At 59.1% G+C, this 19538-nt stretch carries 19 protein-coding genes; 12 read left to right on the forward strand and 7 right to left on the reverse strand.

Translation table 11 applies throughout. The annotated features are described in order from the left end of the window. Positions 1 to 33 precede the first annotated feature (33 nt). Genes mreC through HZ995_RS03395 form a run of 6 tightly spaced genes read left to right on the forward strand, consistent with a single transcriptional unit; the run spans position 34 to position 5899 of the window. Positions 34 to 942: a rod shape-determining protein MreC gene (mreC, locus tag HZ995_RS03370; protein WP_209357272.1), complete on the forward strand. Its 909-nt coding sequence runs from the start codon at positions 34 to 36 to the stop codon at positions 940 to 942. Next, positions 935 to 1474 (forward strand): rod shape-determining protein MreD, encoded by a 540-nt coding sequence (locus HZ995_RS03375; protein WP_209357273.1) that lies wholly within the window; start codon positions 935 to 937, stop codon positions 1472 to 1474. The genes mreC and HZ995_RS03375 overlap by 8 nt, the downstream gene beginning before the upstream one ends. Next, positions 1471 to 3414, forward strand: a complete 1944-nt coding sequence (gene mrdA / locus HZ995_RS03380; RefSeq protein ID WP_209357274.1) for a penicillin-binding protein 2 — start codon at positions 1471 to 1473, stop codon at positions 3412 to 3414. Before HZ995_RS03375 ends, mrdA begins: the two co-directional genes overlap by 4 nt. Then, on the forward strand, positions 3411 to 4550 hold the full coding sequence (gene rodA, locus HZ995_RS03385; protein ID WP_209357275.1) for a rod shape-determining protein RodA: 1140 nt from the start codon (positions 3411 to 3413) through the stop codon (positions 4548 to 4550). The genes mrdA and rodA overlap by 4 nt, the downstream gene beginning before the upstream one ends. Before the next feature lie 12 nt (positions 4551 to 4562). Further along, entirely contained in the window at positions 4563 to 4973 is a 411-nt protein-coding gene (locus tag HZ995_RS03390) for a VOC family protein (protein WP_209357276.1), read from the forward strand. After that, positions 4970 to 5899, forward strand: a complete 930-nt coding sequence (locus tag HZ995_RS03395; RefSeq protein ID WP_209357277.1) for a 2-hydroxyacid dehydrogenase — start codon at positions 4970 to 4972, stop codon at positions 5897 to 5899. The genes HZ995_RS03390 and HZ995_RS03395 overlap by 4 nt, the downstream gene beginning before the upstream one ends. 66 nt (positions 5900 to 5965) lie before the next feature. Here the strand turns inward: HZ995_RS03395 and HZ995_RS03400 are convergent, their stop codons facing one another. Continuing rightward, positions 5966 to 6754, reverse strand: coding sequence for an SseB family protein (locus HZ995_RS03400; protein WP_209357278.1), 789 nt, complete (start codon positions 6752 to 6754; stop codon positions 5966 to 5968). After that, complete coding sequence (locus tag HZ995_RS03405) at positions 6751 to 7329, reverse strand: uracil-DNA glycosylase family protein (protein ID WP_209357279.1); 579 nt, start codon at positions 7327 to 7329, stop codon at positions 6751 to 6753. The genes HZ995_RS03400 and HZ995_RS03405 overlap by 4 nt, the downstream gene beginning before the upstream one ends. Before the next feature lie 119 nt (positions 7330 to 7448). Between HZ995_RS03405 and HZ995_RS03410 the strand changes: the two genes are divergently transcribed. From HZ995_RS03410 to kdsA, 6 genes are all read left to right on the forward strand, one after another. Then, entirely contained in the window at positions 7449 to 7787 is a 339-nt protein-coding gene (locus tag HZ995_RS03410) for an ArsR/SmtB family transcription factor (protein WP_209357280.1), read from the forward strand. After that, complete coding sequence (locus HZ995_RS03415) at positions 7780 to 8808, forward strand: permease (RefSeq protein ID WP_209357281.1); 1029 nt, start codon at positions 7780 to 7782, stop codon at positions 8806 to 8808. Before HZ995_RS03410 ends, HZ995_RS03415 begins: the two co-directional genes overlap by 8 nt. A 193-nt stretch (positions 8809 to 9001) precedes the next feature. Next, on the forward strand, positions 9002 to 10300 hold the full coding sequence (locus HZ995_RS03420; protein WP_209357282.1) for a Na+/H+ antiporter NhaA: 1299 nt from the start codon (positions 9002 to 9004) through the stop codon (positions 10298 to 10300). Positions 10301 to 10502: 202 nt separating this feature from the next. Further along, entirely contained in the window at positions 10503 to 11162 is a 660-nt protein-coding gene (locus HZ995_RS03425) for an ABC transporter ATP-binding protein (RefSeq protein WP_209357283.1), read from the forward strand. After that, positions 11140 to 12915 (forward strand): capsule biosynthesis protein, encoded by a 1776-nt coding sequence (locus tag HZ995_RS03430; protein ID WP_209357284.1) that lies wholly within the window; start codon positions 11140 to 11142, stop codon positions 12913 to 12915. The genes HZ995_RS03425 and HZ995_RS03430 overlap by 23 nt, the downstream gene beginning before the upstream one ends. Continuing rightward, positions 12915 to 13748: a 3-deoxy-8-phosphooctulonate synthase gene (gene kdsA / locus HZ995_RS03435; RefSeq protein ID WP_209357285.1), complete on the forward strand. Its 834-nt coding sequence runs from the start codon at positions 12915 to 12917 to the stop codon at positions 13746 to 13748. Before HZ995_RS03430 ends, kdsA begins: the two co-directional genes overlap by 1 nt. Before the next feature lie 65 nt (positions 13749 to 13813). Here the strand turns inward: kdsA and HZ995_RS03440 are convergent, their stop codons facing one another. Genes HZ995_RS03440 through HZ995_RS03460 form a run of 5 tightly spaced genes read right to left on the reverse strand, consistent with a single transcriptional unit; the run spans position 13814 to position 19509 of the window. Continuing rightward, a complete protein-coding gene (locus HZ995_RS03440; RefSeq protein WP_209357286.1) occupies positions 13814 to 15826 on the reverse strand; it encodes a M3 family metallopeptidase in 2013 nt (670 codons plus the stop codon). A gap of 59 nt (positions 15827 to 15885) precedes the next feature. After that, positions 15886 to 16935 carry a HesA/MoeB/ThiF family protein gene (locus HZ995_RS03445; protein ID WP_209357287.1) on the reverse strand — a complete coding sequence of 350 codons (1050 nt, stop codon included), beginning with the start codon at positions 16933 to 16935 and terminating at the stop codon, positions 15886 to 15888. After that, a complete protein-coding gene (gene dut, locus HZ995_RS03450; protein ID WP_209357288.1) occupies positions 16936 to 17388 on the reverse strand; it encodes a dUTP diphosphatase in 453 nt (150 codons plus the stop codon). It lies immediately after the preceding gene. 3 nt (positions 17389 to 17391) lie between these two features. Beyond that, positions 17392 to 18588: a bifunctional phosphopantothenoylcysteine decarboxylase/phosphopantothenate--cysteine ligase CoaBC gene (gene coaBC / locus HZ995_RS03455; RefSeq protein ID WP_209357289.1), complete on the reverse strand. Its 1197-nt coding sequence runs from the start codon at positions 18586 to 18588 to the stop codon at positions 17392 to 17394. Positions 18589 to 18648: 60 nt separating this feature from the next. Continuing rightward, positions 18649 to 19509, reverse strand: a complete 861-nt coding sequence (locus HZ995_RS03460; RefSeq protein WP_209357290.1) for an RNA polymerase factor sigma-32 — start codon at positions 19507 to 19509, stop codon at positions 18649 to 18651. Between the last annotated feature and the right edge of the window lie 29 nt (positions 19510 to 19538).

Here is a 19538-nt window from a genome sequence, read left to right on the forward strand (position 1 = left end):
CCGAAGGCGTAAGGCCCTGAGACCGGAGACGTAATGGCTCGAGATCGCAATCAGGAGGATTTCGTAACACCGCTCAAGCGGCTGCTTTACGTGCTTACGATTGCCATTTTGCTGCTGACGTTTCTTTTGTGGCGCATCGACAGTCCGCGCGTTGAACGGTTCCGCGCAATGGTGATTGATCGTTTTGTGCCTTCGATGGATTGGGCCATGGCGCCGGTCACGGGTTCCATCAATCTGATCCGCGAATTCCAGAGCTATCAGCGCGTGGTCGACCAGAACAAAGAGCTGCGTCGTGAGCTTCAGCAGATGAAGGCCTGGAAAGAGGCCGCGCTGCAGTTGGAACAAGAAAATGCGCGGCTACTGGATCTGAACAATGTGCGTCTGGATCCGCAACTGACCTTTGTGACCGGTGTTGTTTTGGCTGACGCGGGATCTCCGTTCCGGCAGTCAGTTCTGCTGAACATCGGTGCGCGCGATGGGATCGTCGACGGTTGGGCCGCGATGGACGGGATTGGGCTTGTGGGTCGGATCTCGGGCGTGGGCAATACCACGAGCCGCGTGATGCTGTTGTCTGACAGTTCTTCGCGGATTCCGGCGACGATCCAGCCTTCGGGGGAAACCGCGTTGGTGGTCGGCGACAACTCGGTCGCGCCGGTAATTGATTTTCTTGAGAACCCCGATCAGGTGCGTCCGGGGGATCGCGTGGTTTCCTCTGGCGATGGCGGAGTTTTCCCGTCGGGTCTGCTGATCGGCCATGTGGCCTCTGATCCCGGTGGCCGTTTGCGCGTGCGCCTGTCTGCCGACTATGAACGGCTCGAGTTCCTGCGCGTGCTGCGTGACCACGGCAAAGAAAGCATCACAGGCACCGGTGGCCTCATCGCGCCAGATCAGCTTGCCGATCCTGAACCCGCCATTATTGCCGAAGAGGTTGAGGATGAGTGAGAACCTCACCACCCGTCTTTGGCTGATGCGCGCGGCCTTTGTGGCGCTCGCGCTTTTGGTGATCTTTTGGCAGCTATTGCCGATGGAGACCGTGCCGCGTCGTTTCACGGGGCCAGATATGCTCTTGGTGATGTGCGTGCTTTGGGTGCTGCGCCGTCCGGACTATGCACCGCCTGTGGCGATTGCAGGCGTGATGCTTCTGGCGGATTTTGTGTTCCTGCGTCCCCCTGGCCTGATGGCTTTGGCGACTTATTTGGTCTGCGAGAACCTGCGCAATCGCTCAACAGGCGTGCGTGACATGCCCTTTAGCGTGGAATGGCTGGCGGCGGCAGGTGGCATGGCCGCAATTGTGCTCGGCAACCGTCTGCTAGAGACCATCTTCCTTTTGGATCACGCGAGCCTCGGGCTCACGCTTATTCAACTGATTATGAGCGTGCTGGCCTACCCGCTTGTGGCAATCCTGCTTTTCGTCTTCATTGGTTTGCGGAAAATCAACCCATCGGATCCGGAACTCCTGCAGGGGCGCGTATGAAAAAGACGCAAGCCGATATCGTCGCGAACCAAGCCCGCATGACGCGGCGCGCGCTGTTTCTGGGCGGTGCGCAATTGGCGTTTATGGGCGTTTTGGGTCTGCGCATGCGGCATCTGCAGGTGGATCAAGCCGATGAGTTCCGCCTTTTGGCCGAAGAAAACCGGATCAACATTCGTCTAATCCCGCCCGCCCGCGGAGAGATCTTTGACCGCAACGGGCGGACCTTGGCGGTGAATGAACCCAGCTACCGGATTACCATCGTGCGTGAAGACGCGGGCGATGTGGATGCGGTGATTGCGAAACTGTCCAATCTGGTGGAGCTCGACGCCACCGCGCTTAATCGCGCGATGACAGAGATGAAGCGCTCACCACCGTTTTTGCCAGTCACTGTGGCGGAACGTATTTCCTGGGAAGAGATGTCGCGCGTGGCGGTCAATGCGCCTGCCCTGCCCGGCATCACACCAGAGGTGGGCCTGTCTCGCCGCTATCTGCATGACGGGGACTTCGCCCATGTGATCGGCTATGTGGGTCCGGTGTCGGACTATGACCTGTCCAAGATCGAAGACCCCGATCAGCTCTTGCTAATCCCGCGGTTCCAGATCGGCAAGGTCGGCATAGAGGCCAAACGCGAAGAGTCCCTACGTGGCAAAGCCGGCACCAAGCGGGTTGAAGTCAACGCCGTTGGCCGCGTGATGCGCGAGCTGGATCGCCGCGAAGGCCTTGCGGGTGCTGATATGCAGCTGACCGTAGATCAAAAGCTGCAAACCTATACACAAGCGCGCCTCGGAGAGGAAAGCGCGGCTGCCGTTGTGATGGATGTCAAAACGGGTGACATTCTGTCGATCAACTCGTCCCCCACCTTTGATCCCAACCTCTTTGTGCGCGGGATTTCGGTCGCGGATTACTCGAAACTTACCGAAAACGATCACCGCCCGCTTGCGACGAAGTCCGTGCAAGGCACTTATCCGCCCGGTTCGACATTCAAGATGATCACCGCGCTGGCCGCGTTGGAAGAAGGCCTCATCGACAGTGAAGACACCTTCTATTGCCCGGGCCACCTTGAGGTCAGCAATCGCAAGTTCCACTGCTGGAAACGCGGCGGACATGGGAATGTAAACTTCGAGACCGCGCTGCGCGAGAGCTGTGACGTTTATTTCTATGAGATTGCTCTGAAGGTGGGGATCGAAAAGATCTCGGCCATGGCGCGACGTCTGGGTCTGGGTGTGCGCCATAATATTCCGATGTCAGCTGTCGCGCAGGGGCTTGCGCCGACGATGGACTGGAAGTTGCGCAACAGGGATGCCGCTTGGCTGCCAGGCGATACAGTGAACGCCTCGATTGGGCAGGGATTCGTGCTGGCCTCGCCGCTGCAATTGGCGGTGATGACGGCGCGTTTGGCCTCAGGCCTTCAGCTTGCGCCGCGTTTGGTGAAATCCGTCGATGGTGTCGAGCAACCGGTGCGGGGTCTTTCGCCCTTGGGTGTGAACGAAAACCACCTGCGTCTGGTGCGCAAATCCATGTTTGCTGTGTCCAATCACCGGCGCGGCACGGCCTATTCCAGCCGCATTATCGAAGACGAGTTCCGCCTTGCCGGCAAAACCGGCACCAGTCAGGTCCGCAACATTACTGCAGCCGAACGCGAAGCGGGCGTGACCAAAAACGAAGACCTGCCGTGGAACCGCCGCGACCACGCGCTTTTCGTTAATTTCGCGCCCTATGACGACCCGAAAATCGCGGTCTGCGTGGTTGTGGAACATGGTGGAGGCGGTTCCACCGCAGCCGCGCCCATTGCACGCGATATCACGCTGCAGGCGCTCTATGACGGTGATCCACCGCTTGAGGCCTATCCCACCAAGGACCGCGAAAAGATCCGCCTGCAACAAGCGCGTCTGAAACGCGACCATCCGCAGCTGCGCAACACCGGGCGCGACCGCGCATGAGTTATCTCGAGTATACGGTCAAACATGTCCCCACGGGGCTGCGGAAGATTTTCTACATCAACTGGGCCTTGGTGATCCTCTTGATCGCCGTCTCAAGCGTCGGATTTCTGATGCTCTATTCGGTCGCGGGCGGCTCGTTTAATCCCTGGGCCGAAGCGCAGATGAAACGCTTTGCGATGGGGCTTTTCCTGATGTTCGGCATGGCCATGGTGCCCATCTGGTTCTGGCGCAATGTCTCGGCGGTGTTCTACGCCGGCGCATTGCTTTTGCTGGTCGGGGTCGAGTTCTTTGGCACCGTGCAAATGGGGGCCCAGCGCTGGATCGACCTTGGTTTCATGCGCCTGCAGCCCTCGGAATTGATGAAGATTGCCCTCGTGATGTTTCTGGCCGCCTATTACGACTGGCTGCCGCTCAATCGCACCTCGCATCCTTTGTGGCTCTTGATCCCTATTGTGATCATCATGGTGCCGGTCATGCTGGTTTTGCGCCAGCCGGATCTTGGCACCTCGCTTCTGCTGTTGATGGGCGGAGCGACCGTGATCTTTATGGCAGGCGTCCATTGGGGCTATTTCGCCGTGGTGATCACGGCGGGCATCGGGTTGATCACCGCGGTCTTTCAAAGCCGCGGTACCGGCTGGCAGCTTTTGCAGGACTATCAGTATCGCCGCATCGATACGTTCCTGGATCCAGCCTCTGATCCTTTGGGCGCGGGGTATCACATCACCCAATCCAAGATCGCCTTGGGCTCTGGCGGCTGGACCGGGCGTGGGTTCATGCAAGGCACGCAAAGCCGGCTGAACTTTCTGCCCGAGAAGCACACCGACTTTATCTTCACAACGCTGGCTGAGGAATTTGGCTTCCTCGGCGCCGTCTCTTTGCTCAGCCTCTATGCGCTCATCATCATCTTTTGCGTGCTTAGCGCTTTGTCCAATCGGGACCGCTTCTCGTCCCTGATGACCATGGGCATGGCGGGCACGTTCTTTCTGTTCTTTGCGGTGAATATGTCGATGGTCATGGGCATGGCGCCGGTCGTCGGTGTACCGCTGCCTTTGGTCAGTTGGGGCGGATCGTCGATGCTCGTCTTAATGATGGCCTTCGGCATCGTCCAAAGCGCCCATGTGCACCGCCCCCGCTAAGTAGGAGCCTCCATGTCGATCTTTCATCTCGCCTATCACGTTACAGATCTGGACGAGGCGCGTGCCTTTTACGGAGGTCTTTTGGGCTGTGCCGAGGGCCGCAGCACGGACACATGGGTGGATTTCGATTTCTTTGGCCACCAGATTTCCCTGCATCTCGGCAAGCCGTTTGAGACCACCAACACCGGCAAAGTCGGAGACCATATGGTCCCGATGCCCCATATGGGTGTGATCCTTCCGATGGAGGACTGGCAGATGCTGGCGGATCGTCTCACCGAGGAAGGGTTGGAGTTTGAGCTTGCTCCCTTCGTGCGCTTTGCCGGAGAACCCGGTGAGCAGGGCACTATGTTCTTTCGCGACCCCTCGGGCAACCCGATCGAGGTCAAAGGCTTTGCCGAGGCCTCCGGAGTTTTCGCATCATGATCAACGTACAATTCGCGGCCCTGGCTGAGCGGTGGGAGACCTATGAAGCGCCCCTGCGCGCGGCCTTTGAAAAGTTCGATCTGAAAGTGGATCTGCGTCTGGATCACGCGCCCGATGATGTGGACTATATCGTCTATGCGCCCAATTCCGACCTGCAGGACTTCACGGCCTTTGTGCGCTGCAAAGCGGTCCTGAACCTATGGGCTGGCGTGGAGGCGATCACAGGCAATACGACCCTGACCCAGCCGCTCTGTCGGATGGTGGATCCGGGGCTCACGCAAGGCATGGTGGAATGGGTCACGGGCCATACGCTGCGCTATCACTTGGACATTGATCATTGGATCAATCACCAAGGCGGAGAATGGTCCCCGACCTGTCCACCGCTAGCCTCTCAGCGTAATGTCACGGTCTTGGGGTTGGGCGAACTCGGCACGGCCTGCGCGAAAACTTTGGCCTCTTTGGGCTTCAACGTCACCGGCTGGGCGCGGCGAGCGAAACAGATCGAGGGCATCACCTGCTTGCACGACGCCGAAGGGCTGGAGGATGCGCTTTCTACAGCTGAAATCCTCATCTTGCTGCTGCCCGATACGGCCGCCACAACCAACCTGCTAAATGCAAACACGCTGGATCTGCTGCCCAAAGGCGCGCGGATTATCAACCCGGGCCGTGGCCCACTGATCGATGATGACGCGCTTCTCGCGGCACTCGACTCAGGCCAAATCGCCCACGCCACCCTCGACGTTTTCCGCATCGAGCCTCTGCCCACAGACCACCCCTATTGGGCACACCCAAAAGTCACAGTCACCCCGCATATCGCCGCCGAAACCCGAGCCATCACGGCCTCTGAAGTGATTGCTGAAAACATTCGTCGTGGCGAGGCAGGTGAACCATTCCTGCATCTCGTGGACCGCGCAGCAGGCTACTGAGCGCATTCATCTTGCCAAAAATACTCCGGGGTGAGGCCCACAGGGCCGAGGGGCAGCGCCCCTCCCTTATTTCAGACGCGGCGGTTTGTCGGGGTCTCTGCCGGGGGCCATCGGGACCATTTCAGTCTGAACCTCTGGCTGCGGCAGATCAAAGCGCAAGCCGACCTGCGCGAGTTGCGCGGCCACAGGGTGCGCCGCATCAAAGAAGCCAACATCCAAAGTGCCCGCCTCAAGACCGGTGAAACTCAGCGCTTCCGAGACGGCTTTCGCCAAAGCATCCTGCGCTTCGGGGATGGCGCCGACAAAGCCCAGCATATGGCCACGCCCGCCCGCTTCAGAGACGGTCCCCACCAGATAGGCCCAGCGCGCCAGACCCATGGCGGTTGAGAGCTTGGTATCCAGCGCCTCGATCAGAACCTCAGGCAGGCCTGCGGGCGCGGTGACCTCAGCGAGCTTCTGTTCCACTTCATCGGGCGCATTGTCCAGCGTTTCAACCAACCACGTGACAGCCGAGGGAGGGATCAGGATCGACGACGGCGCGACCTCGAGGTTCACACCCATGCCGATGCCCGAGGGCGCAAGCATTTGCGCGATCATGCGGCCTGACAGGGCTGCGAAAGGCGCGGGTTTGCCGACGAAAGAGGCAAGACGCTCTTCGGTGTCAAAGACCAAAACAAAGCTCGCGTCCTGCAGCTCGAAGACCTCAGGTTTGATCGTCTCGCCCGTGGCCTCATCGCTCAAGAGCAGGAACAGCTCTGCATCAGCCAGTCGTTCATAGAACCGCAGCCGTGCGCGCTCGTCTTCGGGCGCGGCCTCCATCGCGGCATGGGCAAGGTCCAGAGGGGTGTCGGTCATGCTAAAACCTCTTTCACCCTCGCCCGCAGAACCGGCAATAGCTCTGCTTCAAACCAGGGATTCTTCTTGAGCCAAGCCGTATTGCGCCAGGACGGATGAGGCAAGGGCAAGAAACGCGGCCCATGGGCGCGCCAGTCCCGCACGGTGTCGGTGACGTTTTTGGTGCCGAGGTGCCATTTCTGGGCGTGGCCGCCGACCAAGAGGATCAGCTCGACGTTCGGCAGCATGTCCAGCGCCGGTTGCCGCCATGTTTTGGCACAAATCGGTGGCGGCGGCAGGTCCGAGCCTTTGGCGTTGTAGCCAGGAAAACAAAACGCCATCGGCAGGATGCCGATACGGTCGCGGTCATAGAAGGCGGCGTCATCAATGCCCATCCAGTCGCGCAGGCGCACGCCTGAGGGATCTGTAAACGGCACGCCGCTTTCATGCACTTTGGCCCCCGGAGCCTGACCACAGATCAAAAGCCGCGCCGAGGGGCGAAACCACACCACAGGGCGCGGAGCATGCCCAGTATGCGTGGCTGCGAACCGCTCGGCACAAAGCCTGCAGGCGTGGATGTCGTCGTGAATATCCATCGCCCTATCCTGCCGATTGACGCCCAGAGGGAAAGTTCAAATTCGCAACTCATTTCGATATTTCGAAAAATATGAAAATAAACCTTGCACCGACTCGTTATTTCGACAATTCTAGAAATATGAAACATTCAGACACCAATGACCTCTCCCTTGAAGTCGCCGCCTCTACTTTCGCAGCCCTTGGCAGCGAGCAACGCCTTGCCGTTCTGCGCAGCCTGACGCGCGCGGGCACGCAGGGCCTCTCGATCGGAGAGCTCGGGGATCGCACGGGCGTCACGGGGTCTACGCTGACTCATCATCTGAAGATCCTGCTGCAATCGGGTCTGATCCGGCAGCATAAAGAAGGCCGCAGCATCATCTGCGCGGCCGTTGAATTTGAAGAACTGCGCGCGCTTTCGGAATTCCTAGTGAAAGAATGCTGCGCCGATGCACCTGACGAGGCCCATAACCATGGCTGATATCTCCCACTCCCCCCGCCCGCCGCTGATCAAACGAATTGACCGCGTTTGGCTTTCTATTGCTGTCATATTGATCGCTGTGGCTGTGCTCGACTTTGCCGAGTTCGTCCCGACAGTCAGCTTTGCGCTGGACGCTCTGGCAGGCACAGCTCCCTTCATCCTCTTTGCCGTCGTCGCCATCGCCTACATGAAAGCAAGCGGCGCAGAGAACGTCCTCGCGAAGGCCTTTATTGGAAGAGAAAGCCGCATGATCATCTTTGCGGCCTTACTGGGCGGGCTGTCGCCGTTTTGCTCCTGCGAAGTTATTCCGTTTATCGCAGCACTGCTGGCCGCAGGTGCGCCTTTGTCCGCGGTAATGGCTTTCTGGCTGGCCTCGCCACTGATGGATCCTGCGATGTTCTCGATCACGGCGGGCACTCTGGGTCTGGACTTCACCATCGCGAAAACCATCGCGGCTGTGTCACTGGGTCTGTTTGGTGGCTTTGTCACAATGAGTTTCGCGAAATCCGCAGTCTTTGACGAACCTTTGCGGGAAAAACCGCAGGTTGGCGGCTGCTGTGGTGTGAAGAAGCCTTTCTCTGAAACGCCAGTCTGGAAATTCTGGACCGAGTCCGCGCGTCGTGAAACCTTCCGTGACACAGGGCTTGAGAACGCGCTCTTCCTGCTGAAATGGTTGGCCTTGGCTTACACAATCGAAGCTCTGATGGTGCGCTATGTGCCTGCCGATCTGATCGCAAGCGTTCTGGGTGGCGACGGAGTCCTGCCGATTTTCTTGGGTTCGCTTGTGGGTGCCCCGGTCTATCTGAACGGCTACGCAGCCCCGGCCCTTGTCGATGCACTGCTGCAGCAAGGCATGGCCGCCGGTGCCGCGATGAGTTTCATGATCGCAGGCGGCGTCAGCTCTATCCCCGCGGCCATTGCGGTCTGGGCTTTGGTGAAACCGCGCGTGTTTGTGGCCTATCTTGGCTTTGCGCTGGTCGGAAGTTTCATCGCTGGCATCGCGTGGCAAATGGTCGCCTGAGACACCTCTTAAACGCAACACACCAAAGAGGCTGTGCAATCGCGCAGCCTCTTTTTCGTGCGATGGGCCTACGCCCTCGAGATGGGGGCGCTAACACGCCGTAGTGATACGGTATTGAGCGAAACGCGCGTCCAAAACGTTGAAGACCCTGCCCCATTAGGCTATCCCCGTTGAAAGCTTTGGAGGAGCAAGTATGTATCGCGTTTGGAACTTTTTAACCAACTATTCCCTGCTTTTGATCATAGGGGCGTTGATTGCGTTAGTCTGGGCAAACACAGATGCACATAGCTACCACCACCTTGTGGAATACCCCGTCTGGTTCAACGACTGGGTTGGCCTCGACTATGACTATTGGAAGAAAGTCTACGGCAAGGGCTATGACGCCTTTGGCTCTCCGGGCACGGCGAAGGTTCTGTCGTTCCATTACCTCGTGAATGACGTGCTGATGGCGTTCTTCTTTGCGATTGCTGCGAAAGAAGTCTGGGAAGCGGTTGTTCTGAAAGACGGCTCTTTGCGGGGCAAAAAGGCGGCGACGCCCCTGTTTGCAACGGCGGGCGGCATGTTTGGACCGATTGCGGTGTATCTTGGTTTGGCGGCTTTCCTCGGGTCCGACACCTATAACGCCGTGGCCAATGGCTGGGCGATCCCAACGGCGACGGACATTGCCTTTTCCTATCTTGTGGGCCGTCTGGTCTTTGGCGCGGGCCACCCGGCTGTGCGCTTCTTGTTGTTGTTGGCGATTGCCGATGATGCGGCGGGCCTGATCATCCTCGCGATCTTCTACCCGTCCGGAGACCTCGCCCCCGTTTGGCTCTTGGCCTCCTTTGGCGGTGCGCTGGGCGTTTATATCCTGTTTAACTGGCTGCCCCGTCGCATGGACCGCGGCAACCAAGCGCGTCCGAACTCCACATGGGTGCGCAAGAAGCTGCACTTCCTGCCTTACGCGGCCGCGGCGGCAATCAGCTGGTATGGCTTTATGCGCTCTGGCCTGCACCCTGCACTGGGTCTGCTGCCAGTGGTGCCTGCGATCCCTCATGCAGACCGTGCCTTCGGGATATTCTCGGATGCGGAAAAGCACTTGCATGACTTGCTGAACGTGATCGAACACGCCCTGAAACACCCGGTCGAGATCATTCTGTTCTTCTTTGGCCTCTTGAACGCGGGCGTGGAATTCAGCGCCATTGGCGATGCGACCTGGCTGGTTCTGGCGGGTCTGATCATCGGTAAACCTGTCGGCATTCTGATCTTTGGCTGGATCGCGGCCTCGCCTATGCGACTGGGCATGCCAGAGGGCATGAGGATCATCGATCTGGTCATTATCGGCTTTGTTGCGGCTATCGGTTTCACCGTCTCGCTCTTTGTGGCCTCGGTCGCCTTTGATGCAGGACCGGTACAGGATGCAGCCAAGATGGGTGCGCTCCTGAGCTTTGGGGCCGCGATCATCTCGATCATCGCAGGTCGCGTTCTGCGTGTGAAAAAGATCGAGATGTAACCCGACGACTGATTCAATTCAGCAACGAAACCCCCGAAACCGGCGTCAAAGCGCCGGTTTCTTTATTAAAAATCAAATAAATTGGCAGTCAGTTATTGTCAGATGAGGGGCTAATCCGACATAATGAGCCTCAAAGCCCAAAAGGGTATTAAGACTTCTCCGCTAAGGAGAGATATAGGCAGAGCAGCGCCGGAGCAGTGTAATGCTCGAGTTCGACAACGTGAGTAAGTCCTATTGGACTGGCAAGCAGCGCAAGGTCATCCTTGAACGCGCTTCTTTTCGCGTGGAACTTGGAACCTCGGTTGGCATCCTTGCGCGCAATGGCTCTGGCAAGACCACGATCATCAATATGATGGCCGGTCTGGAAAAGCCTGACGAGGGCGAAATCCGTCGCACCTGTCGTATCTCGTTCCCGCTAGGGTTCATGGGCGGGGTGGTAAACAAACACACGGCGGTGGAAAACAGCCGCTATATCGCGCGGCTCTATGGGCTGGACCCGGATTATGTCGAGGCCTTCTGCCGTTGGCTCTGTGGCTTGGGCGAATATTTCGACCAACCGCTCGGCACCTATTCCTCGGGCATGCGGGCGCGGTTTTCTTTCGCGCTGATGCTGGCCTTGGATTTTGACATCTATCTCGTCGATGAGGGCATGCCGTCTTCGACCGATGTGGACTTTAACCGCAAGGCAGGCGAGGTGCTGAAGGAACGTCTGCGCACCACCACGATGATCATCGTCAGCCACCAGCCGAAGACGCTGGAAAAATTCGCCAAGAGCGCGGCTGTTCTAAGGAACGGCAAGCTCCATATGTTCGACACCTTGGAAGAGGCCAAGCAGCTTTATGACTACCAAACCCAAGGCTAAGAAATTCCGCATCCGTCGCGGTGGCCAAGGCACCTCTGCGGCAGCGCCTCAGGCAGAGATGCCCGAGGCGGCCCCAGCCGCGACACCTGAAACAACGCCGGTTGCGCAAACCGCGCCTGAACCTGCAGCGGCCCCCAGCGACCGCGCCTCACGCCGCGAAGCGCGGTTGGCGCGGGCTGCCGAGCGTCGTGCCAAAATCGCTCCTGTCGAAGACAGCCCGATGCCCACCTCGCCCGAAGAGGACATGGGCGGCCTAAACGCCATGGCCGATAGCGCACCCGCTCCGGCGGCAGCTCCCGCGCCCTCTGGCACAACTGCTCCGCCTGCCTCAATGCCCGCAGCCGTCAGCCCAGAACAAGCCATTGCCGCAATCCGACAAGAAGGCCTGACCGGACGCCAATTGCGCATGGCCCGCCGCTTGGCGCAGAAACACGGGCTTGCCGCGACATCCGACTATGACGCCGTGCGCCTATTGCGCGAAAGCGGGCGCGACCCGTTCAGCACGCGCAATATGCTGGAAGTCGTGTCAAACGACGTGCAACTCCCGCAGACCCGGCCTCAGGGCAACACGATGCCCTCCACCGAAATGGCCTCGCCCGCCTCCACCCGCGAGCGCGAGATCGGCGACATCCAGAAAGACATCGCCAAACGGCGTCGTCGCAAGACATTCCTGATGTTCTCGCGGCTGCTGGCCTTTGTGGCGCTGCCGACGTTGCTGGCGGGCTATTATTACTATTCGGTCGCAACGCCGATGTATTCGACCAAGTCCGAATTCCTGATCATCCAATCCGAAAGCTCTGGCGGAGCTGGCGGTCTTGGAGGCCTCTTCTCGGGTACGCAGATGGCCACCAATCAGGATTCCATCGCGACGCAATCCTATCTGCAATCCAAAGACGCGATGCTACGGCTGGACGCGGATGAAGGGTTCAAGTCTGTCTTTTCTGATCCATCCGTAGATCCCTTGCAGCGGCTTGAAGAGAACCCCTCAAACGAGGCCGCCTATTCGGTCTACAAAAAGTTCGTCAAGATCGGCTATGACCCGACCGAAGGCGTGATCCGCATGGAAGTCGCCTCTCCTGATCCGGCGATCTCGCAACGCTATGCGCAAGCCTTGATCACCTATGCCGAAGAGCGCGTGGATGAGCTCAGCCAACGCAAACGCGAAGACCAAGTGAAGGACGCGCGCCGTTCGCTGGAACAAGCCAAGGCGGATCGCCGCGCGGCCCAGACCACTTTGGTTGATTTGCAAGAAGGCACGGTGCTTGACCCAGAGGGTCTGATCGCCAGCCTCCGGCAACAGATTTCGACCTACGAGCTGGAACTGCAGGAAAAGCAGCTGGAACTGACGCAGCTGTTGGACAACGCGCGGCCCAACCAAGCCCGCGTCGATGGCGCGCGCGGCTCGATCCGCCGCCTCGAAGGCGTATTGCAGGGACTGCAGGAACGCATGACCGCGGCGCGTGGTGGTGAAGATTCCCTTGCGCGTCAAAACAGCCAGATCCAGATTGCCTTGGCGGACCTCGCGACGGCGGATCTAATCATGCAATCTGCCTTGCAGACATTGAAACAAACCGAGCTCGAAGCCAGCCGTCAGGTGCGCTATCTGACGACCTCGGTTGCGCCTGTTGCGTCAGAGGATCCCAGCTATCCGCGCAAGTTTGAAAACACGATCTTGGCCTTTCTGGTGTTTTCAGGCATTTACCTGATGATCTCCCTCACGGGTTCTATCCTTCGCGAACAGGTATCTTCGTAATGAAACATGTTTCCGTCGGCGATCTGACGATTGCCAATGACCAGCCGCTAACCGTGATTGCTGGGCCATGCCAGCTGGAAAGCTTGGACCACGCGCAAATGATTGCGGGCAAAATGAAAGAGGCCTGCGACGCGGCGGGGGCGCAATATGTCTTTAAGGCCAGCTACGACAAGGCAAACCGCACATCCGTGTCCGGCAAACGTGGGCTTGGAATCGACGAAGGCCTTAAGGTGCTGGGAGCGGTGAAAGACGCGATCGGCGTGCCGGTCCTGACGGACATCCACACCGAAGAGCAATGCGCGCCTGTGGCCGATGTTGTGGACATTATGCAGATCCCAGCCTTTCTTTGCCGCCAAACCGACCTCTTGGTCGCAGCGGGCAAAACCGGAGCCGTAATCAACATCAAAAAAGGTCAGTTTCTTGCGCCTTGGGACATGGACAACGTTGTGACCAAGGTCGAGAGCACCGGCAATGAACGGATCATGCTGACCGAGCGCGGCACCTCTTTTGGGTACAACACCCTGGTGGCTGATATGCGAGGCCTGCCTCGGATGGCGAAAACGGGCTATCCCGTGGTGATGGATGCGACCCACTCTGTGCAGCAACCCGGCGGACAGGGCGGCAGCTCGGGCGGACAGCGTGAATTCGCGCCAGTCATGGCGCGCGCGGCTGTATCACTGGGCGTCGCTTCGGTATTTATTGAGACCCATGAAGACCCTGACAACGCGCCGTCTGACGGGCCAAACATGATTTATCTGGACCAGATGCCGAAACTAATCGACACGCTGATGCAGTTTGACCAGCTTGCCAAGGCCAACCCGATTTCGACCTAAACTCGACAAATCGCAGATTTGGCAACGCCCAAGGGCCCTTCGATGGGGCGCTTGGGCGTTCCTCTTTAAGCCGCTAGCCCGCGCCCTTTCAGCAGAGCCTCTACCCCCGGCAACCGCCCCCGGAACCGTTCGTAAAGCTCTCCTGCGTCAACCGAACCACCCATCGACAGGATATTGGCCTCAAGCGATTTGGCCATTTCAGGGTCAAAGGCCCCGCCTGCCTCCTCAAAGGCAGCAAACGCGTCTGCATCCATAACCTCGGACCACATGTAGCTGTAGTAGCCGCTGGAATAACCGTCGCCCGCAAAGACATGCGCGAAATGCGGCGTCGCGTGGCGCATGGTGATTGCGGCGGGCATGCCGAGGTCGGCAAGGACTTCGGCCTGTTTCGACATTGGATCAGTCGGCGCTGCGCCCTCGTGGAAGGCCAGATCTACAAGGGCTGAGGCCACATATTCCACCGTCGCAAAACCCATGTCGAAGTTGGCGGCGCCAAGCACCTTTTCCAGCATCTCCGCAGGCATCGCCTCGCCCGTTTCCGCGTGGGTTGCGAATTCTTGCAGCACTTCGGGCACCTCAAGCCAATGCTCATAAAGCTGACTTGGCAGTTCAACGAAATCGCGCGCCACAGAGGTGCCAGAGACGCTTTCATAGGTCACATTAGAGAGCATCTGGTGCAGCGCATGGCCGAATTCATGGAACAGGGTGCGCGCATCGTCATAGGATAAAAGCGCAGGGTCAGATTTCGCGAAGTTGCAGACGTTGATCACGACCGGCGCTTGCACCTCGGGAAACTTTGCCTGCGCGCGCATGGCCGAGCACCACGCGCCCGAACGTTTGGAGCCTCTTGCGAAATAGTCGCCGATGAAGACGGCCACATGTTCGCCATTGCGCGTGACGTCCCAAGCGCGACAATCCGCGTGATAGAGCGGAATATCCAGCGGTGCGAACTCAAGGCCAAACAGGCGGTTTGCACAGGCAAATTGCGCTTCGATCATGCGGTCGAGCTGCAGGTAGGGTTTCAACAAAGCCTCATCCAGATCATGCTCGGCTTTGCGCCGTTTTTCCGCATAATAGCGCCAGTCCCAGGGGGCGAGGTCCGCGTTGATGCCATCGTCATGCATCATTTGCGTCAGGACCTCTGCGTCTTTGTCGGCCTGCGCCTTGGCGGGTTCCCAGACGTCCATCAACAGGCCGCGTACCGCGTCAGGCGTCTTGGCCATTTCGGTTTCGAGCTTGTAGTCGGCGAAGGTTTCATAGCCCAAAAGCTGCGCGCGTTCTTCTCGCAGTTTCAGGATCTCGGCGGCGATGGCGCGGTTGTCTGTGTCGCCTCCGTTGGCGCCGCGTGCAGTCCAGGAGGCAAAGGCCTTTTCGCGCAGATCGCGGCGAGGCGAAAATTGCAGGAACGGCACGATGATAGAACGCGAGAGCGTGACCACCGGACCGTCCTGCCCCTTTTCTTCGCCGGCCGCGCGGGCGGCGGCTATGGCGAAATCTGGGAGGCCTTCGAGATCGTCCTCCGCCAAGGGCATGAACCAATCCCGTTCATCTGCCAGAAGGTTCTGAGTGAACTCTGTGCCCAAGACCGCGAGCCGCGATTTGATCTCTTTCATACGCGCATCGGCCTCGCCTTCCAGCGCGGCACCCGCCCGGACGAAATTGCGATGGGTCAGCATGAGGACGCGCTGTTGTTCATCACTCAGATCAAGGCGGTCGCGCTGATCCCAAACGGCCTGAATGCGCGCGAAAAGCTGTTTATTGCCATAGATCGAGGATCCATGCGCCGCGAGTTTCGGAGACATCTCGCGCATGATTTCTTCTCGCGCCGGGTTACTGTCAGCGCCTGCAACCGTGTAAAACGCGCCTGCAACGCGATCCAAGGCCTGACCGGTCTTCATCAGGCCTTCGATGGTATTGGCAAAACTTGGGGCGTCGGGGTTAGTCGCGACGGCCTCAACTTCGGCCAGATCCTCGGCGAGCGCGGCCTCAAAGGCAGGCAAGAAATCTTCGTCTTTGATCAGGTCAAAGGGCGCGATTTCAAAAGGGGTATTCCAAGTGGAAAGCAGCGGGTTTGTCATGCGGTGATCTCCTTTGAGATCAACCTATGCCGTGACGCGCCACGCGCAATGGGCAAACGTTATTTTGATCCGCAACAGGGGCAATCGGCGCGGCGTTTTAGGCCTATTTTGCGGGTTTCGCCGTAAAGCCCGTCATAGATCAGCATTTCGCCACGCAGGACCGTGCCAGCATTTGCGATGATCTTGACGGCCTCCATCGACATGATCGACCCGATGACGCCAGGCAGCGGGCCGATGACACCTGCTTCGGCGCAGCTGGGTGAGAGCCCCGGGGCAGGCGCCTCAGGGAAGATACATTGGTAGCAGGGTGCGTCATGGGCGGGGTCAAAGACGCTGACCTGCCCTTCCCATTGGGTCAGAGCGCCTGAGATCAGAGGTTTGCCCAGCGCGACGCAGGCCGCATTGACCAGATAGCGGGCGTCGAAGTTGTCGGTGCCGTCCAGAACCAGATCGTAGTCGGCAATCAGCGTCTCGGCTTCGTCGGCAATGAGGCGACGGTTGTAAGGACGCACCTCGACAAATGGGTTCTGTGCGCGCACGGCGGCGGCGGCGGAATGCACTTTGGGCATGCCGATGCCAGCATCCTGATGGATGACCTGGCGCTGAAGGTTGGAATTGTCGACCTCATCGTCATCCACAACACCGATGGTGCCCACGCCTGCCGCGGCCAGATAGAGCAGCGCCGGAGACCCCAGCCCCCCTGCTCCGATCACCAGCACCTTGGCCTCTTTAAGTTTCTTCTGCCCCGGTCCACCAATTTCGCGCAGCACGATATGACGGGCGTAGCGATTGAGTTCCGTGTCCGAGAAAGTTCCGGTTTTCGCAGGCGCCTCGGCCTGCGCGTCCGCTTGTCCTGCGGCGCGGGTGCGCAACCATTGCAGGCCTTTGCGATAAGCAAACACCAAAAGCCCGATGCCGCCGATCAAAAGCCAGGGCGCGACGGATCCACCGGTAGCTTCTCGCAAGGGATGACCGGTCGGGAAGACCGCCTGCAGCAGCAAAACCGCCAGATAGAGCACGCCGAGCATGGTCCAACGCACGGATTTCGGCGTTTTCATCAGAGCGCCAATACCCCAGATGGCACCCGCTGCGACGAGGACGGCAAACATCTAACTCACGCCTGTTGAACCGAAGCCGCCCGCGCCGCGTTCCGTGTCTGACAATTCGGAAACCTCGCAGCAGTCGACCTGCAAGACATCGGCAACAACCGCCTGTGCGATACGGTCTCCGTGGTTCAGGGTCACGGATTCAGTGCCATAGTTATAGAGCCCGACTTTCACCTCGCCGCGATAGTCGCTGTCGATCGTGCCCGGCGCGTTGGGGATCATCAGATGCCGCTTTAGCGCCATGCCGGAACGGGCGCGAATTTGCATTTCGGTGCCTTGGGGCAGTTCAACACAAAAGCCGATGGAGAGCATCACCAAGGACGCTGGCTCCACAGTCACCGCGCCGCCTGGCAGACAGGCCCGCAGGTCCATCGCGGCGGCTCCGGGGGTTGCGTAGCTTGGTAGCGGCAGGTCCGCATTGGCCTCTGTGCGCTTGAATTTCACTTGTTTTGACATGGTTTATTCCGCCAGAGCCTTGGCGATGCGCGCTGCCAGCTCTTCGGCCACGGCGTCTTTGCCCATGCGCGGCCAGCTTTCCGCGCCAGCGTCAGAGATCAGCGTCACCGCGTTTTCCGAGCCGCCCATGATGCCGGTTTCGGGGCTGACGTCATTGGCGACGATCCAATCACAGCCCTTACGGTCTCGTTTGGCGGTCGCATGGGCGATCACATCGTCGGTTTCCGCTGCGAAGCCGACGACCAGTTCAGGCCGGCCCTGTTTCAGCTGAGACACGGTTGCCAGAATGTCTGGGTTTTCTTTGAACCCAAGCGTCGGCAGTGCGCCCGCTTGCTTCTTGATTTTACTTTCGCTTGCGCCATCCACACGCCAATCGGCAACAGCGGCGGCGAAGACGGCGGCGTCTACAGGCATCACGCCTTCGACCGCCTCCAGCATCTCTTGCGCGGTTTCCACTTCGACGATCCGCGCGCGCTCTGGCCGTGCCGCATCAGCGGGGCCCGTGACGAAGACAACCTCTGCGCCCAGCGCCGTCAACGCCCGCGCAATGGCGGTGCCCTGCGCACCGGAACTGCGGTTGGCGATATAGCGCACGGGATCAATCGGCTCATGGGTCGGCCCAGATGTCACAAGGATGCGACGGCCGGTCAAAGGGCCTTCTTCGAATTCGGCCTGAATGGCGGATACGATTTCATGCGGCTCGGACATCCGGCCGGGGCCGAATTCGCCACAGGCCATTTCGCCTTCGTTCGGGCCTACAAAGCTGACGCCATCCGCGCGAAGAGTCGCGATATTGCGTTGAGTGGCGGGATGATCCCACATGCGCACGTTCATCGCTGGGGCGACCAAAACCTGCGTGTCTGTGGCCAACAAGAGCGTCGAAGCCAGATCATCGGCCAGCCCCTGCGCCATCTTGGCCATCAAGTTGGCCGTCGCAGGCGCAACAACAATCAGATCGGCAGAACGAGAGAGTTCGATATGGCCCATTTCGGCTTCATCCGTCAGATCAAAGAGATCCTGATAGACCTTTTCCTCGGCCAAAGCAGAGACCGACAAAGGAGTCACGAACTCGCGGGCAGAGCCCGTCATCACCGGCGTGACCCAGGCCCCTGCTTTGCGCAATTGGCGGATCAGATCCAGCGATTTATAGGCTGCGATGCCTCCGGAAATAATCAGGAGAATGCGTTTATTGTCGAGCATTTGGCCACTCCGAGCTTCGGTGTGGGCTGACACTATGCACTTGATCGCGATGTTACAAGATCAGGCGATCAGCGCCCGCACTTCGGCACCATGCCGTTCCAGCTTGGTCCGCATCTTGGCAAGGGCTGCGACCTCCAGCTGGCGCACGCGTTCTTTAGAGATCCCAAGGTCCTGACCGATCATCTCGAGCGTACGACCCTTTTCTGACAGCCGACGCTGACGCACGATCAGCTTTTCACGGTCATTGAGGTCTTCCATCGCCTCTTCGAGCCAGGATTTCAGCACCGCAGAGTCCCGCGCCTCGTCGACCTGTTCAGAGCCTTGCATCGTGTCGTCTTCGAGCACATCGATCCATTCGCGGCCGTCCTCGTCCCCGCCCTGCTGGGCATTCAGGGAATAGTCGCCTCCGGACAGCCGGCCCTGCATCATTTCAACATCCCGCACGGACACACCGATTTCCGTGGCGATCTTTTCGGTCAGTTGATGGGAATCTAGGGGCTCACCGCTTTCCCGCAAAATCTGCGCCTCAACCCGCTTGAGGTTAAAGAACAGGGACTTCTGCGCCGAGGTCGAGCCGGTGCGCACCAAAGACCAATTCCGCATCACATGGTCTTGAATCGAGGCTTTGATCCACCAAACGGCGTAAGTCGAAAAGCGCACACCACGATCTGGGTCAAATTTGTCGGCAGCTTTCATGAGGCCAAGCCCCGCTTCTTGCACCAGGTCGTTCATTGGCACGCCGTATCTGCGGAACTTCGACGCCATCGAAATGGCAAGCCGCATGTAGGCGGTGATCAACCGGTGCAGAGCGCGTTCATCTCGGTCATCGCGCCATGCAATCGCCAGAGCTGTTTCCGTCTCGGCATCCAAGAGTTCCGCTTTCATGGCACCACGCATGAAAGTTTGGTCCATATGCGTCATGAGGCCCCCTCCTTGCGCTGGATATTCAT

It is taken from the genome of Cognatishimia activa, assembly GCF_017798205.1.
GTDB lineage: Bacteria > Pseudomonadota > Alphaproteobacteria > Rhodobacterales > Rhodobacteraceae > Cognatishimia > Cognatishimia activa_A.

What these genes read in the sequence shown, in the direction of transcription:
- kdsA (WP_209357285.1), top strand. Translation starts at nt 12,915, where the DNA reads ATGAAACATGTTTCCGTCGGCGATCTGACGATTGCCAATGACCAGCCG.
- coaBC (WP_209357289.1), bottom strand. Translation starts at nt 18,588, where the DNA reads ATGCTCGACAATAAACGCATTCTCCTGATTATTTCCGGAGGCATCGCA.
- dut (WP_209357288.1), bottom strand. Translation starts at nt 17,388, where the DNA reads ATGTCAAAACAAGTGAAATTCAAGCGCACAGAGGCCAATGCGGACCTG.
- HZ995_RS03415 (WP_209357281.1), top strand. Translation starts at nt 7,780, where the DNA reads ATGGCTGATATCTCCCACTCCCCCCGCCCGCCGCTGATCAAACGAATT.
- rodA (WP_209357275.1), top strand. Translation starts at nt 3,411, where the DNA reads ATGAGTTATCTCGAGTATACGGTCAAACATGTCCCCACGGGGCTGCGG.
- HZ995_RS03420 (WP_209357282.1), top strand. Translation starts at nt 9,002, where the DNA reads ATGTATCGCGTTTGGAACTTTTTAACCAACTATTCCCTGCTTTTGATC.
- HZ995_RS03400 (WP_209357278.1), bottom strand. Translation starts at nt 6,754, where the DNA reads ATGACCGACACCCCTCTGGACCTTGCCCATGCCGCGATGGAGGCCGCG.
- mrdA (WP_209357274.1), top strand. Translation starts at nt 1,471, where the DNA reads ATGAAAAAGACGCAAGCCGATATCGTCGCGAACCAAGCCCGCATGACG.
- HZ995_RS03425 (WP_209357283.1), top strand. Translation starts at nt 10,503, where the DNA reads ATGCTCGAGTTCGACAACGTGAGTAAGTCCTATTGGACTGGCAAGCAG.
- HZ995_RS03410 (WP_209357280.1), top strand. Translation starts at nt 7,449, where the DNA reads ATGAAACATTCAGACACCAATGACCTCTCCCTTGAAGTCGCCGCCTCT.
- HZ995_RS03375 (WP_209357273.1), top strand. Translation starts at nt 935, where the DNA reads ATGAGTGAGAACCTCACCACCCGTCTTTGGCTGATGCGCGCGGCCTTT.
- HZ995_RS03445 (WP_209357287.1), bottom strand. Translation starts at nt 16,935, where the DNA reads ATGTTTGCCGTCCTCGTCGCAGCGGGTGCCATCTGGGGTATTGGCGCT.
- HZ995_RS03395 (WP_209357277.1), top strand. Translation starts at nt 4,970, where the DNA reads ATGATCAACGTACAATTCGCGGCCCTGGCTGAGCGGTGGGAGACCTAT.
- HZ995_RS03430 (WP_209357284.1), top strand. Translation starts at nt 11,140, where the DNA reads ATGACTACCAAACCCAAGGCTAAGAAATTCCGCATCCGTCGCGGTGGC.
- HZ995_RS03440 (WP_209357286.1), bottom strand. Translation starts at nt 15,826, where the DNA reads ATGACAAACCCGCTGCTTTCCACTTGGAATACCCCTTTTGAAATCGCG.
- HZ995_RS03405 (WP_209357279.1), bottom strand. Translation starts at nt 7,329, where the DNA reads ATGGATATTCACGACGACATCCACGCCTGCAGGCTTTGTGCCGAGCGG.
- mreC (WP_209357272.1), top strand. Translation starts at nt 34, where the DNA reads ATGGCTCGAGATCGCAATCAGGAGGATTTCGTAACACCGCTCAAGCGG.
- HZ995_RS03460 (WP_209357290.1), bottom strand. Translation starts at nt 19,509, where the DNA reads ATGACGCATATGGACCAAACTTTCATGCGTGGTGCCATGAAAGCGGAA.
- HZ995_RS03390 (WP_209357276.1), top strand. Translation starts at nt 4,563, where the DNA reads ATGTCGATCTTTCATCTCGCCTATCACGTTACAGATCTGGACGAGGCG.